The following is a 15,563-nucleotide window of genomic DNA, read 5'->3' as shown; positions in this document are numbered from 1 at the left end:
CGGAAGGGCTACCGCTCCTTCGAGCGCACCCGGATCCCGCTGAGCGGCAGGGCGACCTCGCCCGACGGGTCGGTGAAGAAGTCGTTGCCCTTGTCGTCGACGACGATGAACGCGGGGAAGTTCTCGACCTCGATCTTCCACACGGCCTCCATGCCGAGCTCGGGGTACTCGATGACCTCCTGCGACTTGATGCAGTCGAGCGCGAGCCGGGCGGCGGGGCCGCCGATGGAGCCGAGGTAGAAGCCGCCGTGCGTGTCGCAGGCCTGCGTGACCTGCTTCGACCGGTTCCCCTTGGCCAACATCACGAGAGATCCTCCCGCGGCCTGGAATTCGTCGACGTAGCTGTCCATGCGGCCCGCGGTGGTGGGACCGAAGGACCCGGACGCCATGCCCTCCGGCGTCTTCGCGGGTCCGGCGTAGTACACCGGGTGGTCCTTGAGGTACTGCGGCATCGGGGCACCCGAGTCGAGCAGGTCCTTGATCTTCGCGTGCGCGATGTCGCGCGCCACGACCAGCGGACCGGTCAGCGACAGGCGCGTCTTCACCGGGTACTTCGACAGCTCGGCGAGGATCTCGGGCATCGGCCGGTTCAGGTCGATCTCGACGACCGCGCCGCCCTCGATGTCCTCCGCCACACCGGCATCCGGCATGTACTGCGCGGGGTCGGTCTCCAGCTGCTCGAGGAAGACACCGTCGGCGGTGATCTTGCCCAGCGCCTGACGGTCCGCCGAGCAGGACACGGCGATCGCGACGGGCAGCGACGCGCCGTGCCGCGGCAGGCGCACCACGCGCACGTCGTGGCAGAAGTACTTGCCGCCGAACTGCGCGCCGATCCCGAACGACTGGGTCAGCTCGAAGACCTTCTCCTCGAGCTCGACATCCCGGAAGCCGTGCGCGGCCATGGAACCCTCGCGCGGCAGCTCATCCAGGTAGTGCGCCGAGGCGTACTTCGCGGTCTTGAGCGCGAACTCGGCCGACGTGCCGCCGATGACGATCGCGAGGTGGTAAGGCGGGCACGCGGCGGTGCCCAGCGAGCGGATCTTCTCGTCGAGGAACTTCAGGATCCGGTCCGGGTTGAGGATCGCCTTCGTCTCCTGGAACAGGAACGACTTGTTGGCCGAGCCGCCGCCCTTGGCCATGAACAGGAACTTGTACTCCGGCCCCTTCGGCCCCTGCTCGGTGGCGTAGATCTCCACCTGCGCAGGCAGGTTGGTGCCGGTGTTGCGCTCCTCGTACATGGTGATCGGCGCGTTCTGCGAGTAGCGCAGGTTGAGCTTGGTGTACGCGTCGTAGACGCCGCGCGAGACCCATTCGCCGTCCTCGACGCCGGTCAGCACGCCCTCGGCCTTCTTGCCCATGACGATGGCGGTGCCCGTGTCCTGGCACATCGGTAGCACGCCGCCGGCGGAGATGTTGACGTTCTTGAGCAGGTCGAGCGCCACGAAGCGATCGTTGCCCGACGCCTCGGGGTCGTCGATGATCTTCCGCAGCTGCTTCAGGTGCGCCGGCCGCAAGTAATGGCTGATGTCGTGCATCGCCTCGGCGGTCAGCTTCTGGATCGCCTCCGGCTCCACCTTGAGGAACTTCTGCCCGTCCACCTCGAAGGTCGACACGCCTTCGGTGGTCAGCAATCGGTACGGCGTGGTGTCCGGGCCGATGGGCAGCAGATCGGAATAGATGAATTCGGGGCTGTTCGAAGTCACAGTCCGAGAGTATGCCCCAGGCACCGATTCGTCCCCGATAAGGGTGCCCTAGCTGCGGCGACCGCAGCCCGACGGTGCCGCCGGGCGGGTCACGCGCGACGCTCGGCGAACGACGCGACGAGCCCGTCGAGCAGTTGGTTCCAGCCCGGTTGGAGGCCGGCGACCATCGGCGCCGCATCGTCGCCCGCGTCGGTGACGTCGATCGTCAGCGTGACGGTGGTGGACGCGTCCCCGGTCAGGACGACGGTGTGCCGGGCGCCGAACAGAGGCGCACCGTCGGCGCCGACGGGGGCGAGGGTGAAGACCAGACGGCGCGGCGCGTCCACCTCGAGCACCCGCCCTTCGGAGACGTACCGCGCACCGTCACCCTCCCGGAGGACGAGGCGCACGGACTCCCCCGCCACCGGAGCGACGGCGACGTCCTCGACGCCGAAATGCCGGGGTGCCCACCAGGTCGCGGCGAGGGCGGGGTCGGTCCACGCGGCCCAGACCCGGTCGACGGAGACCTCCAGGGTGCGCTCGACGACGACCGTGCGGGCACCGTCACCGCGGCGTTCGACGGCGATCGCGCGGTCGTACCCCTCGAGGGCCGCGTCGTCCTGACCGGTCACGGCCAGTGTCGCGAAGTACTCGCTGAGGGTCCGCATCATGCCGCGGTCGATCCGCGCGACGCGGCGCCGGCCCAGCTTGTGCACCCGGACGACGCCCGCCGCCTCGAGCACTTGGAGGTGCTTGGTGGTCTGCGGCTGGCGCGCGCCGATCGCCTCCTGCACCTCCGTGACGGTGCGCGGACGGTCCGCCAGCAGCTCGACGATGCGAAAGCGCGTCGGCTCGGCGACCGCTGCGAGAGCCCGCTGCAGGTCCGTCACTCCGACGCGACCAACGCCGCGAGATTGGCGAGCTCGTTGCGGCGGCCGCCGACGAGACGCGCGGTCCAGACCTCGTCGTGCATCGCCTCGACCCGCATCACGACGCGCGTGCCGGTCGCCGTGGGGTCGAGCTCCACCACGGTGAGGTGCTCGTAGGGCTCGTGATCGGGTACGAAGTCGATCACCGAGCGGTACGACAGGCGTGCGGGCTCGTCGATCTCGTCGAAGTACTTGACGGAGCGGGTGGCCAGGGGCATGCCGTTCTGCTCCATGAAGGCGATCTGCTCGGGCGCGACCGCGGTCATGGTGTAGACCAGCTCGCCGCCCGGCCGCAGCTCGAGGGTGGTGACGTCGGTGCGGAAGCCGTCGGGCGCCCACCAGGCGGAGATGCCCTCGGGCGTGGTCCAGAGCTCCCAGACGCGGGCGGGCGGAACGGGGACGGTGAGTTCGATGGTGGTAGTCATGCCATCACCATACATTCCTCTAGAGGAATATTTCAAGAGCGAGCGTCGACGGAAAACCGGCGTCCCACGGGGCACCCGACGAAGCATTTCCATCGTGACCGCGTGGGACGCCGGTTTCGGAACGTGCCGAGACAGCTATGCGCCGGGCGCGAACTCCTCCAGCATCTCGGTCACCAGTGCGGCGATCGGCGAGCGCTCGGAGCGGGTCAGGGTGACGTGCGCGAACAGTGGGTGGCCCTTGAGCTTCTCGATCACTGCGGCGACGCCGTCGTGCCGGCCGACCCGCAGGTTGTCGCGCTGCGCGACGTCGTGCGTGAGCACCACTCGCGAGCCACTCCCCAGCCGGGAGAGCACCGTCAGCAGGACGTTGCGCTCGAGCGACTGCGCCTCGTCGACGATGACGAAGGAGTCGTGCAGCGACCGACCGCGGATGTGCGTGAGCGGCAGCACCTCCAGCATCCCGCGGTCCATCACCTCGTCCATGACCTCCGGCGAGGCGAGACCGTCGAGAGTGTCGTAGACGGCCTGCGCCCACGGGCCCATCTTCTCGTTCTCGGAGCCCGGCAGATAGCCGAGGTCCTGGCCGCCGACGGCGTAGAGCGGGCGGAAGACGACGACCTTGCGCTGCGTCCGCTTCTCCAGCACCGCCTCGAGACCCGCGCAGAGCGCCAGGGCCGACTTGCCGGTGCCGGCCTTGCCGCCGAGGGAGACGATGCCCACCGACTCGTCGAGCAGCAGGTCCAGCGCGACGCGCTGCTCCGCGCTGCGGCCGTGCAGGCCGAAGGCCTCGCGGTCGCCGCGGACCAACTGCAGCTGCTTCTCCGCGGTCACCCGGCCCAGCGCGCTCGACGTGCCGCCCAGCAGCCGCACGCCGGTGTTGCACGGCAGGTCCCGCGCGGCGTCGTGATCGACGACGCCGCCCGCGAACAGCGCGTCGATCACCGCGCGCGGGACCTCCAGCTCCTCCATGCCCGTCCACCCGGAGGTCACCACGTCCTGCGCCCGGTACTCGTCGGCGGGCAGGCCCACCGCGCCGGCCTTGACCCGCAGCGGGATGTCCTTCGACACCAGCACCACGTCCCGGCCCTCGGCGCGCAGGTTCAGCGCGCACGCGAGGATGCGGGAGTCGTTGGTCTCGGTGCGGAAACCCACCGGCAGCACGGACGGGTCGATGTGATTGAGCTCCACCTGAACCGTGCCGCCGCCCGGCGTGGGGATCGGCTGGTCGAGGCGGCCGTGTTCGAGGCGCATGTCGTCGAGCATGCGCAGCGACTCACGGGCGAACCAGCCGAGTTCGGCGTGGTGGCGCTTACCCTCGAGTTCGCTGATCACCACGAGCGGGAGCACCACGTCGTGCTCGGCGAACCGGGTGATGGCCCAGGGATCGGACAGCAGGACGGAGGTGTCGAGCACGTACGTGCGGGGGGTCTCACGGAAAGACACGGTGACGCTCCTAGCCTGCGCGGCGCCCACGCAAGCGTGTAGCTGCGGCCGGCCGGTTCCAAACACCGACGGTGCGTAGTTCTTACGCCCGTACGGCGAGGACCGGGGCCGGCCCTCTCGTGAGAACTGGATGTCCAGTCACGGTTGGAACCTCCCGGGACGAACTGCTTCCCCGCAATCCGTCACCGCCAAACTAACGCCGAACGCGCCGCCGGGGCGGGACCCCGGGCGGCGCGTTCGTTAACAATCGATGACGAGTGGGAACTCGGTGTTACAGGGCCAGGCCCCACGTCGCGAGGAGGCCGTTCAGGATCTCGCGGTCCCGCTCGGGCGAGCTGATGCCGGCCTCGGTGACGATTCGACGGGCCTCGTCGAGGCCGTCGGCGGTCTCGGCGCCGATCGGCGAGACGAGGCGCGCCTGGCCCAGCAGGGCCTCCTTGACGTGGCCCTCGTTGACGTCGAGCGCGACGGTGAGCAGCTCGGTCCAGTAGCGCTGCTGGGTGCGGTCGTCGTTCGCCACCTTGCGGAGCGTGGTGACGAGGCCCGCGGGCGTCCCCTCGGCCTTCTCGGCGTAGTCGGCGAGGCGGTCGAAGTAGTCGGCGGAGAGCGCCTCGTGCACGATCACCATGGCGATCTGCTCCGCGATCTGGATCTCCTCGCGGGTGCCCTCGTACTGGCGGTAGCCACGGGTCACGGCCTCGAGGCGCCACATCTCCAGCTGCTCGACATCGCACGTGCGGCTGACCACGACGTGGTCGCGCAGCGCGATGCCGTGCCGGTTCTCCTCGGCGGTCCAGTGGCCGACGAACTTGCCCCAGTCCGACTCGATGAGGTGGTGCTGCGCGAGCAGGCGGTGGAAGGACGGCAGGTGGTCCTTGGTCAGCAGGCCCAGGATCAGGCCGTTGCTGACCACCGCGTCGACCTTGACGTCGGCGGGGACGAAGTCCTCGCCGCCGAGGAAGGCGTAGTTGCGGCCGTCGTCCCACGGGATGTAGTCGTGCGGCTGCCACGCATCGCCGGCCTCGACGTAGGCCGCGCGGATGTCCGGCAGCGCCTTGTCGATGGCGAGCGTCAGGTCGTCGGAGATGCTGGAAGTCACCCGGTCACTCTAAAGCAGGCCCCGCCCGGCCTTCAAATCCCAGGTGGGAAGGGTGACGAACCCGGAACCCGGGTTCAGCGCGAGAGCAGGCCCCAGTCCTCGAGGCCCTCGTACAGCGGCACCTCCAGCGCGAGCGCCGAGACGCGGGCGCGCAGCGCGGCCGTGTCGGCCGCCTTGCCCTGCGCGAGCGCGATGCCGATGATGTCGGCGACCTCGGTGAACTCCTTCTCCCCGAAACCGCGGCTGGCCAGCGCGGCGGTGCCGATGCGCAGGCCGGAGGTGACCATCGGCGGGCGCGGGTCGAAGGGCACGGCGTTGCGGTTGACGGTGATGCCCACCTCGTGCAAGAGGTCCTCGGCCTGCTGGCCGTCCAGGTCGCTGTTGCGCAGGTCGACGAGGACCAGGTGCACGTCGGTGCCGCCGGTGAGCACGGTGACGCCGGCGTCGGCCACGTCCTTGCCGTTCAGGCGCTCGGCGAGGATCCGCGCACCGTCGAGCGTGCGCTGCTGCTTCTCGCGGAACTCCTCCGTGCCCGCGACCTTGAGCGCGACGGCCTTGGCGGCGATCACGTGCATGAGCGGGCCGCCCTGCTGGCCGGGGAAGACCGCGGAGTTGAGCTTCTTGGCCCACTCCTGCTTGGCCAGGATGATGCCGGAGCGCGGACCGCCAAGGGTCTTGTGCACGGTGCTGGACACGACATCGGCGTGCGGGACCGGGCTCGGGTGCAGACCCGCGGCGACGAGGCCGGCGAAATGCGCCATGTCGACCCAGAGGTGGGCGCCCACCTCGTCGGCGATCGAACGGAACGCCGCGAAGTCGAGGTGGCGCGGGTAGGCGGACCAGCCGGCGACGATCACCTTGGGCTTGGAGTCCAGCGCGATCTTGCGCACCTCGTCCATGTCGACCCGGTGGTCCTCCTTGGACACGCCGTAGAAGACGTTCTCGTAGAGCTTGCCGGAGAAGTTCAGGCGCATGCCGTGCGTGAGGTGGCCGCCGTGCGCGAGGTCGAGGCCCATCAGCGTCTCGCCCGGCTCCATGAGGGCCTGCAGGACCGCGGCGTTCGCCTGCGCGCCCGAGTGCGGCTGGACGTTGGCGAACTCGGCGCCGAACAGCTCCTTGGCCCGGTTCCGGGCCAGGTCCTCCACGACGTCGACGTACTCGCAACCGCCGTAGTAACGGCGCCCCGGGTAGCCCTCGGCGTACTTGTTGGTGAGCACCGAGCCCTGCGCCTGCAACACCGCGCGCGGCACGAAGTTCTCGGAGGCGATCATCTCCAGCGTGTCCCGCTGGCGCGCCAGCTCGCCGTTCATGGCGGCCGCGACCTCGGGATCGAGTTCGGCCAGGGACGCGGAGTTCACGCTGGAATCGCTCATGCGGTCATCCTAGTTCGAGGGTTGGCGATCTCCCGCGGCGGCCGTCATCTCCCGGCGCAGCGCCGACGGCGTGAGGGGCTCGTCGAGCAGGCGACCGAACCGGTCCAGTCGCGCCGCGCCCGGCTCCGCCTCGTCGAGCCATGCACCGAGCAGCGCGTATCCCTCGACGTAGGTGGAGATGTAGGCCCGCCAGAGCGGCGACCCGACGAACCGTAGCGCCTGCCGCGCGCTGTTCTCCGCCATCAGCCCCCAGCGCTGCAGGTAGGCGGCCACGGCATCCTCCCCCGCGTTCCGGTCGTGCAGCAGCAGCGCCGCGTCCTGGCGCACGTGGAGCAGGCCCGACGATGCCGCCGCGATCCGTTCGGCGAGCTCGCCGTCGAAGGACAGGCCCAGGTCGGCGTAGATCTCCTGCGCCCAGCGGCCCCATCCGGGCCCGATCGCGGCGCCCAGCGCGTGGTCCGCGAGGCCCTCCGCCATGAGGCACTGCGGGGTGTTGACGAGGAAGATGGTTTGTTCGGCCTGCTGCGCTCCGCCGTTCTCGCCGTGTACGAGCAGTTGCTCCTTGCGGCAGTGCTCGGTGTGATGGCCAGGGTAGGCCTCGTGCGCGATGAGGTGCGGCAACGATGACAGGTGCTGCGGCAGGTCGCCGTTCACGGCGACCCTCGAGCGGTAGTCGCCGAGATAGTAGTTGAAGCCGGACCAGGGCTTGTCGTGCTCGATCTCGAAGGCCACGGTCTCGGCCTCCGGTAGGGGGTACCGCTCGCGCACGACATCGCGCAGCGCTCCGGCGAGCGCGTCCACCACCTCGGGCACCCGCTCCGGCGGGACTGCGAACCGCGCACGCTGCGCGTGCATCCGCGGCTGCAGCGGGCCCGCGCCGGGCAGCAGTTCGTCGAGCTTCGCGTGCGCAGCCTCGTAGTCGGCCGTGTCACCCATCGCGATGTCCACGTCGAAGTAGGCCTTGACCTCGTCGACGAAGCCGATCGGCGCACCGTCGAACTTGCGGGCCGAGCATTCGAGCGCGGCGACGTGCCCGGTGAGGAACTCCCTGCGGCTCGCCGTGAGGGAGCCGTCGGAGGCGAGGTCGCGCAGGAGCGCGCGGGCCTCGTCGGCGAGGCGGGCCGGTTCGGGGGCGTCCTCGGCCTCCACCGCCCGGCGGTGCCCCGGGTCGCCGAAGTACGCGTCGACGAATCCGGATTCGATGCGGTCGAACCGCAAGCCGAGCCGCAGGTAGCGGCCAGTGAGACTGAGCTCGTCCATACATGCCAGACTAGGGATATGCCTTCCCCGGTGTGTCACGGAGTCGCCGCGTGAGCGAGCCGAGTCCGTACATCGAGATGGACCGCGCGCAGTGGCGGGAACTGCGGCAGTCCACCCCGCTCTCGCTCACCGAGGACGACCTGTCCCACCTGCGCGGTCTGGGCGAACAGGTCGACCTGGCCGAGGTCGCCGAGGTCTACCTGCCCGTCTCACGACTGATCCACCTGCAGGTCGCCGCCCGGCAGCGGCTGTACGCGGCCACCGCGACCTTCCTCGGGGAGCAGCGGCACGACGCGCAGGTGCCCTTCGTGATCGGCGTCGCCGGCTCGGTGGCGGTCGGCAAGTCGACGACCGCGCGAGTGCTGCAGGCGCTGCTGGCGCGATGGGACTCGCACCCGCGCGTGGATCTGGTGACCACCGACGGCTTCCTCTACCCGACGGCCGAGCTCGAGCGCCGGGGAATCATGCACCGCAAGGGCTTCCCCGAGTCCTACGACCGGCGCGCGCTGTTGCGGTTCGTGACCACGGTGAAGTCGGGCGCTCAGGACGCGACCGCGCCGATGTACTCGCACCAACTCTACGACATCGTGCCCGGCGAGACCATCCACGTCCGGCGGCCCGACATCCTCATCGTCGAGGGCCTCAACGTGCTGCAGACCGGGCCGCGGCTCATGGTCTCGGACCTGTTCGACTTCTCGGTGTACGTGGACGCGCGGATCGAGGACATCGAGCGCTGGTACGTGGACCGTTTCCTGTCGATGCGCACCACCTCGTTCGCCGACCCGAGCTCGCACTTCCACCACTACTCCGGGCTCTCCGATGTGGAGGCCCGGGACCGCGCCGAGGGCATCTGGGCGGGCATCAACCGCCCCAACCTGGTGCAGAACATCCTGCCCACGCGCCCCCGCGCGACCCTGGTGCTGCGCAAGGACTCCGATCACTCGATCAACCGGGTGCGGCTGCGCAAGCTCTGACGGTGCGGCTCAGGCCCCGAACCGACGGTGCCGGGCGGCGTAGTCGCGCAGCGCGCGCAGGAAGTCGACGCGGCGGAACTCGGGCCAGTAGGCCTCGGTGAACCAGATCTCGCTGTAGGCGCTCTGCCACAACAGGAATCCGGAGAGCCGCTGCTCGCCCGACGTGCGGATCACGAGGTCCGGGTCGGGCTGGCCCTTGGTGTACAGGTGCTGGTCGATCCCCTCGACGGTGACCGCGTCCGCCAGCTCCTCCGCCGACATCCCGGCCGCCAGCCGATCCTTGAGCAGCGACTGCACGGCGTCGACGATCTCCTTGCGGCCGCCGTAGCCGACGGCCACGTTCACGTGCGTGCCGGTGCGGCCCTTGGTGCCCTCCGCGGCGGCGGTGAGCCGCCGCGCGGCGTCGGGCGGCAGCAGGTCCATCGCACCGACGATCTTCACCGACCAGTTCTTGTCGGGGCCGGAGATCTCCTCCACGACATCGGTGATGATCTCCAGCAGCGCGGACAGTTCGTCGGGGTCGCGCTGCAGGTTCTCGGTCGAGAGCAGGTAGATGGTCGCGAGTTCGATGCCGGCCTCGTCGCACCACTCGAGCATCTCGGCGATCTTCTTGGCGCCCATGCGGTAGCCGTGGCTGACATCGGAGAATCCCGCGGCCCGGGCCCAGCGCCGGTTGCCGTCGCAGAGCACGGCGACGTGCCGGGGCCGCTGCGCGCCGTCGCGGTACGCGTGCGCCAGCTCGGTGGCGAGCCTGCGCTCGTAGATCGCGTACACGGGGGACGCGATCGTCCGGGCAGGCCCGGACGGCAGCGACACTGGCAGTTTCGGGACGCTCACCACGCGTGCAAGACTACGCCGCGAGACCTGTGCGACAGCTGAGGTTCAGCCGTGGGCCGCGTAGATCGCCGCCGCGAGCTCGGTGCGCAGGGCCTGGAACTCGGGCGTGGCGGTCACCGACGGGTCGCGCACCGTGTCGGGACCGTCGCCGGGCAGCTCGACCTTCCGGTCGATCACGACGCGGCCCGGGCGGGCGCTCATCACCAGCACGCGGGTGCTGAGGAACACGGCCTCCTCCACCGAGTGGGTGATGAACACGATCGTCTTCCCGGCCTCGCGCCAGATCTTCAGCAGGTCCACCTGCAGCCGCTCGCGGGTCAGCGCGTCGAGGGCGCCGTAGGGCTCGTCCATCAGGACGATCGCCGGGTCGTTGACCAGTACGCGGGCGATCTGTGCGCGCTGCTGCATGCCGCCGGAGAGTTCGTAGGGTCGCTTGTCGCCGAAGTCGCCGAGTCCCACTAGGTCGAGCATCTTCTGCGCCTGCTCGCGGCGCTGCGTCTTGCCCACCCCGCTGACCTTGGGCCCGAACTCGACGTTGCCGCGCACCGTCAGCCAGGGGTACAGGGTGGGGGCCTGGAAGACCACGCCCCGGTCGGCCGATGGTGCGCTGACCCGCGCGCCGCCGACCTCGACGACGCCGGCCGTCGGGTCCTCGAAGCCCGCGACGAGCCGCAGCAGTGTGGTCTTGCCGCAGCCCGACGGGCCGACGATGGAGACGAACTCCCCCGGCTCGATCGTCAGGTCCGTGGGCTGCAGCGCGACGGTCTGCCCGCTGGCGGTGTCATAGGTCTTGCCGACGCCCGTCAGTTGGACGCGTTCGGTGCCGCTCATTTCGCCTCCTGTGCCGCCGTCGCGGACACGCCGTCGGTGTAGTGCTGCGCCGGACCGACGCCCTGGACCTGCCCCTGTTGGAGCAGGAACTCCGCCGTCTTGCGGATGTCGGCGCCCAGCTGGCCGCCGAGATGATCGGGACCGGCCTGGGTCTTGGCGTCGAAGTACGCGTAGCCCTTGACCTGCGTGAGCACCTGGTCCAGCGGCACGCCGAGCTGGCCGGCGATGTGCTCGGCGGCCTTGTTCGGGTCGGTGTTCAGCAGGTTCGCCGCCCAGCCCTGCGCCGCGGTCCAGATCTTCAGGAAGGCCGGGTTGTCGCGCACGAAGTCGCTGCGCGCGCCCTCGAGGTCGTAGGTGGGGGCGCCCTGCTCGGCGACCTGCGCGCTCGTGGTGAGGACGGTGCCCTTCAGCTGGCTCAGGGTGGGCTCCCAGATGTAGGTGGCGTCGATCTGCCCGCCGCCCCAGGCACCGCGGATGGCGTCGGGGGCAAGGTTGATGACCTGCGCGTCGGTGACCCCGGCCTTGTCGAGCGCCGTCAGCAGGCTGTAGTGAGCGGTGGACGCGAACGGGACGGCGATCCGCTTGCCGTGCAGGTCGGCGACGGACTTGATGCCGTCGCCCCGGGCGACGAGGGACTCCGCCGCGCCGATCCGGTCCTGGATCCAGATGACCTTCATGTCGATGTTCAGCGGGGCGCTCAGCGCCTTCGCCGCGGGCGCGCTGCCCAGCAGTCCGACGTCGAGGCTGTTCGCGCCGAACGCCTGGATGACATCGCCGCCGGAGGCGAACTTGCTCCAGACGACGTTGACATTGGGCATGCAGGTCTTGAGCAGGCTGGTGTCCTTGACGATCAGGTCACCGTTCGGGATCTCCTGCCAACCGATCCGGACGGTGCCGCGCACCGTCGGATCCGGGGCGACGGGGCACGCCGTGCTCCCGCCGATCGACCGGGACTGTTCGGCCCTGCCGGACTCCACGATGCAGCCGGAGGCCAGCAGCCCGACGGTGCCGACAACGAGCGCCGTGCGCGCGAGGCGCGTGAGGCGGTTCATGCCTTCCCCTTCCACGGGACGGCCAGCAGGCCGATCCACTTGATGAGCGAGTCCAGCAGGAGCGCGGTGACGCCGATGACGATGATGCAGGCGATGGTCAGGGGCGTGTTGAGCTGCTGGCCGGCGAGATAGGCGAGTCCGCCGATGCCGGGAATGCCGTTGTTGAGCTCCGCCGCGACGACGGTGGTCCACGCGAAGCCGACCGCGATGCGGATGCCGTTGATGACTTCGGGCAGCGTGGCCGGGACGATGACGCCGCGGATGGTCTGCAACCGGTTCGCGCCGAGCGCGCGGGCGGCATTGATCTGATCGACGCTGACGCCCTGGACACCGTTCACCGTGGAGATGGCGATGGCGGGGAACGCGGCGAGGAAGAGCAGCCAGATCTTGGACGTGTCGCCGATGCCGAACCACACGATGAGCAGGCCGATGTAGCCGAGCGGCGGCAGCGCGCGGAGGAAGTTCAGGTAGGGCTCGATGATCGTGTTGATCGTCTTCGACGTGCCCATGGCGAAGCCGAGGATCGGGCCGACGACGATCGCCGCGCCGACACCGGCGAAGATCCGCTGCAGGCTTGCGACCAGGTGCTCCCACAGGAAGTAGTTCTGCTCGCCGAGCACCTCACGCGGCACCCCCGGCGCCACCTGATGCCAGGTACTGGCACGAACGGCGGCGTCCCACACGGACTTCGGTGTCGGCAGGAACTTCTCGTCGATCAGGTGCAATCCGCTGATCAGCCACCACACCGCGACGAACACGACGAGGGCGATGATGCGGACGAGCCACGAGCGAACCGCCTGCGGCAGCGGTTCGATGACGGCGTTCTTCACCCGCAGCAGCGGGGGCTCTCCGGCCATGGATTCCTCTCCGGCGCCCTGTCGGGCACACGAACAGTTGACCCTGCCAGGCATCGGTTCGCACGGGAACGGTTCGAATCTCGGTGATCGTTAGACCCGACGGTGCACGTTGCGAGCGGCGACTTGTCGCGGGGCATATGAGTGGTTCAGACCGTCCTCCGGTGCACGTTGCGAGCGGCGACTTGTCGCGGGGCATATGAGTGGTTCAGACCGTCCTCCGGTGCACGTTGCGAGCGGCTACTTGGTCCCGGGGCATGATCTGGATGTAGTCGATGTTGACGTGCGGCGGGCGGGTAACGGTCCAGGTCACAGCGTCGGCGATGTCGTCTGCTACGAGGTGGTCGACGCCCTGATAGATCTTGTTCGCGGCATCGGCGTCGCCCCCGAGGCGGACCAGCGAGAACTCCGTCTCGACCATGCCGGGGTCGATCTCGATGACCCGGATCGGCTCGCCCTTGAGCTCGAGTCGCAGCACCCGGGTCACGGCGCGGGCGCCGAACTTCGCGGCGTTGTAGCCGCCGCCGGTCTCGTACGCCTCGGTGGAGGCGACGGAGCCGATCGTCACGACGCTGGCCGCCGGCGAAGCCCTCAGCTTGGGCAGCAGGGCCTGGACCATGCGCAGGATCGAGAGCACGTTGATGTCGTACATGCGGGACCAGTCGGCCTCGTCGGCGGTCTCGATACGGTCGACGCCGAGCGCGCCGCCGGCGTTGTTGACCAGCACGTCGACCTTCTCGATGGCGTCGGTGAAGGCCCGCACCGAGTCCACGTCGGAGACATCGAGCGGGAGCGCGGTGACGATCCGTTCCGGGTGCTGGGCTTCGAGGTCGGCCTTCAGAGCCTCCAGTCGATCCACGCGGCGCGCCCCGATCACCACGTCGAATCCCGCGCGCACGAGATGCCGCGCCGTGGCTGCCCCGATCCCACTGCTCGCTCCGGTGACGACGGCGATCTCGGCCATGGGTTCTCCTGCATCTCGATCGGTACGGGTGAACCATCACCGTATCGCCGAGCGCCTCGCGGTGCTCGCTGGGATCACGCTCCGTCGCCAGGGCGCGGCACCAGCCCCACATCCATCCGGTGATGCTCGAGGTCGTGCAGCGCGTACGTTGCGAAGGACTCGACGGTGAACGCGGAACCGTTGGACCGCAGCCCCTTCCGGTGCCACTGATCGGCAGCGACGGCGCGGTACGCCTCTGCGAAGTCCACTGCGGCACGAGCCAGTTCGTCCGCGACGACGGCCGGGTTCTGCTCGTTGTACGCGTCCTCGACCGCGCTCGCATCCTGGTCCCAGTTCGCGAAGGTCGCGCCGTCCACGGCCGTCTCGTCGTAGGCCAGCATGATCCCCAGGCGTTCCCGCATGATCCGGTGCACGTCCCGCAGGTGGCAGCCGTACTCGAGGACCGACCACGTGTTCTCATCCGGGCGGACGTTCACATCCGGCCGCGCCAGCACGTCGCCCCACCCGGTCGCCGAACGCGCGATGCGGTCAGCGACGTCGTCACGGTTCACCGTCGACGGGTCGAATCCGCAGGCAGGACACGCCCGCTCGATGACCCACGTCCAGTCCTTGACATCCGGTTCGATCGCCATGGTGTGAATCTACTGGGGACCGGCCGGCTCACGATGTCGGGTTCTCCGCAATCGCATGCACGTGGCGCACCTGCGGGTCGCAGAAACCCGACATCGTGAAGCAGCGCGACTCAGCGCAGCGCAGCGGCCAGGTCGTGCAGCACGGAGTCGGTGGTGGCGAAGTCCATGCACTTGTCGGTCACGGACTGGCCGTAGACGAGCGGCCCGGGCCCGGGCTGCTGCGCGCCCGCGACGAGGAAGGACTCGAGCATGAGGCCGGAGATACCGGTCTCCCCCGCGGCGATGCGCGCGGCGATCTCCCGGGCCACCTCGGCCTGCCGCACGTGGTCCTTGCCGGAGTTCGCGTGCGAGCAGTCGACCATCACCGACGGTGCGAGCCCACCCTTCTTCAGCGCACCGACCGCCGCGGACACCGACGCGGCGTCGAAGTTGGGCCCGCCGCGTCCGCCGCGCAGGATGACGTGGCAGTTGTCGTTGCCCACGGTCTCGACCACGGCGGCAGCGCCGTCGTCGTCGGTGCCGAAGAAGACGTGCCGGGCCGCGGCCGACAGCGCACCGTCGATCGCGACCTGGACGTTCCCGTCGGTCGCGTTCTTGAAGCCGATCGGCATCGAGAGGCCGGAGGCCAGCTGGCGGTGCACCTGGGACTCGGTGGTGCGGGCGCCGATCGCGCCCCAGGCGACGGTGTCGGCGATGTACTGCGGGCTGGTGGGCTCGAGGAACTCGCAGCCGACGGGGAGACCGATCTCGAGGATGTCGAGCAGCAGACGCCGCGCGGTGCGCAGGCCGCGGGGCACGTCGTACGACTCGTCCATGCCGGGGTCGTTGATCAGGCCCTTCCAGCCGACGGTGGTCCGCGGCTTCTCGAAGTAGACCCGCATCACGATCAGCAGCTGATCCGCCAGCTCATCGGCGATCGGCTTGAGCCGGCGGGCGTAGTCGAGCGCGGCCTCGGGGTCGTGCACCGAGCACGGCCCCACGACGACGAGGAGCCGCTGGTCGCGGCCCGCGATCACATCGGCGACCGCGGCGCGGTCGGCCTCGACCTGCGCGGCCAGGCGGGGCGCGAGCGGCAGCTCCTCGCGCAGCTGCGCGGGTGAGGGGATCGCGTGGAAGGCCCGCACGCGCCGGTTCGAGGTGGACGCCGGGGTGTCGAGTTCGATGGTCATCTCATTACTCTTCCTGGTTGGCGACACCAGGCGGAGGTC

The 15,563-nt window shown here is 69.7% G+C and carries 15 protein-coding genes; 1 reads left to right on the top strand and 14 read right to left on the bottom strand.

Annotated elements, in window-relative coordinates; genetic code table 11:
* Positions 1–8: 8 nt before the first annotated feature.
* From ABZX10_RS21415 to ABZX10_RS21385, 7 genes are all read right to left on the bottom strand, one after another.
* The gene (locus ABZX10_RS21415; protein ID WP_355544837.1) at positions 9–1,703 is read right to left on the bottom strand and encodes a fumarate hydratase; all 1,695 of its coding nucleotides are present in this window, start codon (positions 1,701–1,703) and stop codon (positions 9–11) included.
* Positions 1,704–1,792: 89 nt separating this feature from the next.
* Complete coding sequence (locus ABZX10_RS21410; RefSeq protein ID WP_355544834.1) at positions 1,793–2,572, bottom strand: metalloregulator ArsR/SmtB family transcription factor; 780 nt, start codon at positions 2,570–2,572, stop codon at positions 1,793–1,795.
* Positions 2,569–3,036, bottom strand: a complete 468-nt coding sequence (locus tag ABZX10_RS21405; RefSeq protein WP_355544831.1) for an SRPBCC domain-containing protein — start codon at positions 3,034–3,036, stop codon at positions 2,569–2,571. The genes ABZX10_RS21410 and ABZX10_RS21405 overlap by 4 nt, the downstream gene beginning before the upstream one ends.
* Positions 3,037–3,171: 135 nt before the next feature.
* Entirely contained in the window at positions 3,172–4,449 is a 1,278-nt protein-coding gene (locus tag ABZX10_RS21400) for a PhoH family protein (RefSeq protein ID WP_355544896.1), read from the bottom strand.
* A 301-nt stretch (positions 4,450–4,750) separates the two neighbouring features.
* Positions 4,751–5,578, bottom strand: coding sequence for an acyl-ACP desaturase (locus ABZX10_RS21395; protein WP_355544828.1), 828 nt, complete (start codon positions 5,576–5,578; stop codon positions 4,751–4,753).
* Between the two features lie 74 nt (positions 5,579–5,652).
* Positions 5,653–6,951: a serine hydroxymethyltransferase gene (glyA, locus tag ABZX10_RS21390; protein ID WP_355544825.1), complete on the bottom strand. Its 1,299-nt coding sequence runs from the start codon at positions 6,949–6,951 to the stop codon at positions 5,653–5,655.
* 9 nt (positions 6,952–6,960) lie between these two features.
* Positions 6,961–8,211 carry a DUF885 domain-containing protein gene (locus ABZX10_RS21385; protein WP_355544822.1) on the bottom strand — a complete coding sequence of 417 codons (1,251 nt, stop codon included), beginning with the start codon at positions 8,209–8,211 and terminating at the stop codon, positions 6,961–6,963.
* Between the two features lie 32 nt (positions 8,212–8,243).
* Here ABZX10_RS21385 and coaA point away from each other — a divergent pair, with 32 nt between their 5' ends.
* Complete coding sequence (coaA, locus tag ABZX10_RS21380) at positions 8,244–9,185, top strand: type I pantothenate kinase (protein ID WP_269451185.1); 942 nt, start codon at positions 8,244–8,246, stop codon at positions 9,183–9,185.
* 9 nt (positions 9,186–9,194) lie between these two features.
* Here coaA and ABZX10_RS21375 read toward each other — a convergent pair whose 3' ends face one another.
* The 7 genes from ABZX10_RS21375 to ABZX10_RS21345 form a co-directional block, all read right to left on the bottom strand.
* Complete coding sequence (locus tag ABZX10_RS21375) at positions 9,195–9,995, bottom strand: isoprenyl transferase (protein WP_355544893.1); 801 nt, start codon at positions 9,993–9,995, stop codon at positions 9,195–9,197.
* 72 nt (positions 9,996–10,067) lie between these two features.
* Positions 10,068–10,853 carry an ABC transporter ATP-binding protein gene (locus ABZX10_RS21370; RefSeq protein ID WP_355544818.1) on the bottom strand — a complete coding sequence of 262 codons (786 nt, stop codon included), beginning with the start codon at positions 10,851–10,853 and terminating at the stop codon, positions 10,068–10,070.
* Positions 10,850–11,905, bottom strand: a complete 1,056-nt coding sequence (locus ABZX10_RS21365; RefSeq protein WP_355544815.1) for an ABC transporter substrate-binding protein — start codon at positions 11,903–11,905, stop codon at positions 10,850–10,852. Before ABZX10_RS21365 ends, ABZX10_RS21370 begins: the two co-directional genes overlap by 4 nt.
* Positions 11,902–12,762 carry an ABC transporter permease gene (locus ABZX10_RS21360; RefSeq protein ID WP_355544812.1) on the bottom strand — a complete coding sequence of 287 codons (861 nt, stop codon included), beginning with the start codon at positions 12,760–12,762 and terminating at the stop codon, positions 11,902–11,904. The genes ABZX10_RS21365 and ABZX10_RS21360 overlap by 4 nt, the downstream gene beginning before the upstream one ends.
* A 205-nt stretch (positions 12,763–12,967) precedes the next feature.
* On the bottom strand, positions 12,968–13,723 hold the full coding sequence (locus tag ABZX10_RS21355; RefSeq protein ID WP_355544809.1) for an SDR family NAD(P)-dependent oxidoreductase: 756 nt from the start codon (positions 13,721–13,723) through the stop codon (positions 12,968–12,970).
* A gap of 74 nt (positions 13,724–13,797) precedes the next feature.
* Complete coding sequence (locus ABZX10_RS21350; RefSeq protein WP_355544806.1) at positions 13,798–14,355, bottom strand: DinB family protein; 558 nt, start codon at positions 14,353–14,355, stop codon at positions 13,798–13,800.
* Between the two features lie 110 nt (positions 14,356–14,465).
* Entirely contained in the window at positions 14,466–15,524 is a 1,059-nt protein-coding gene (locus ABZX10_RS21345) for a 3-deoxy-7-phosphoheptulonate synthase (protein WP_355544803.1), read from the bottom strand.
* Positions 15,525–15,563 lie beyond the last annotated feature (39 nt).

Origin of the sequence: Tsukamurella sp. NPDC003166, assembly GCF_040611135.1 — a bacterium.
Lineage (GTDB): Bacteria > Actinomycetota > Actinomycetes > Mycobacteriales > Mycobacteriaceae > Tsukamurella.
Note: the sequence above shows the minus strand (reverse complement) of the source record. Positions and strands in the feature narration are given on the sequence as shown.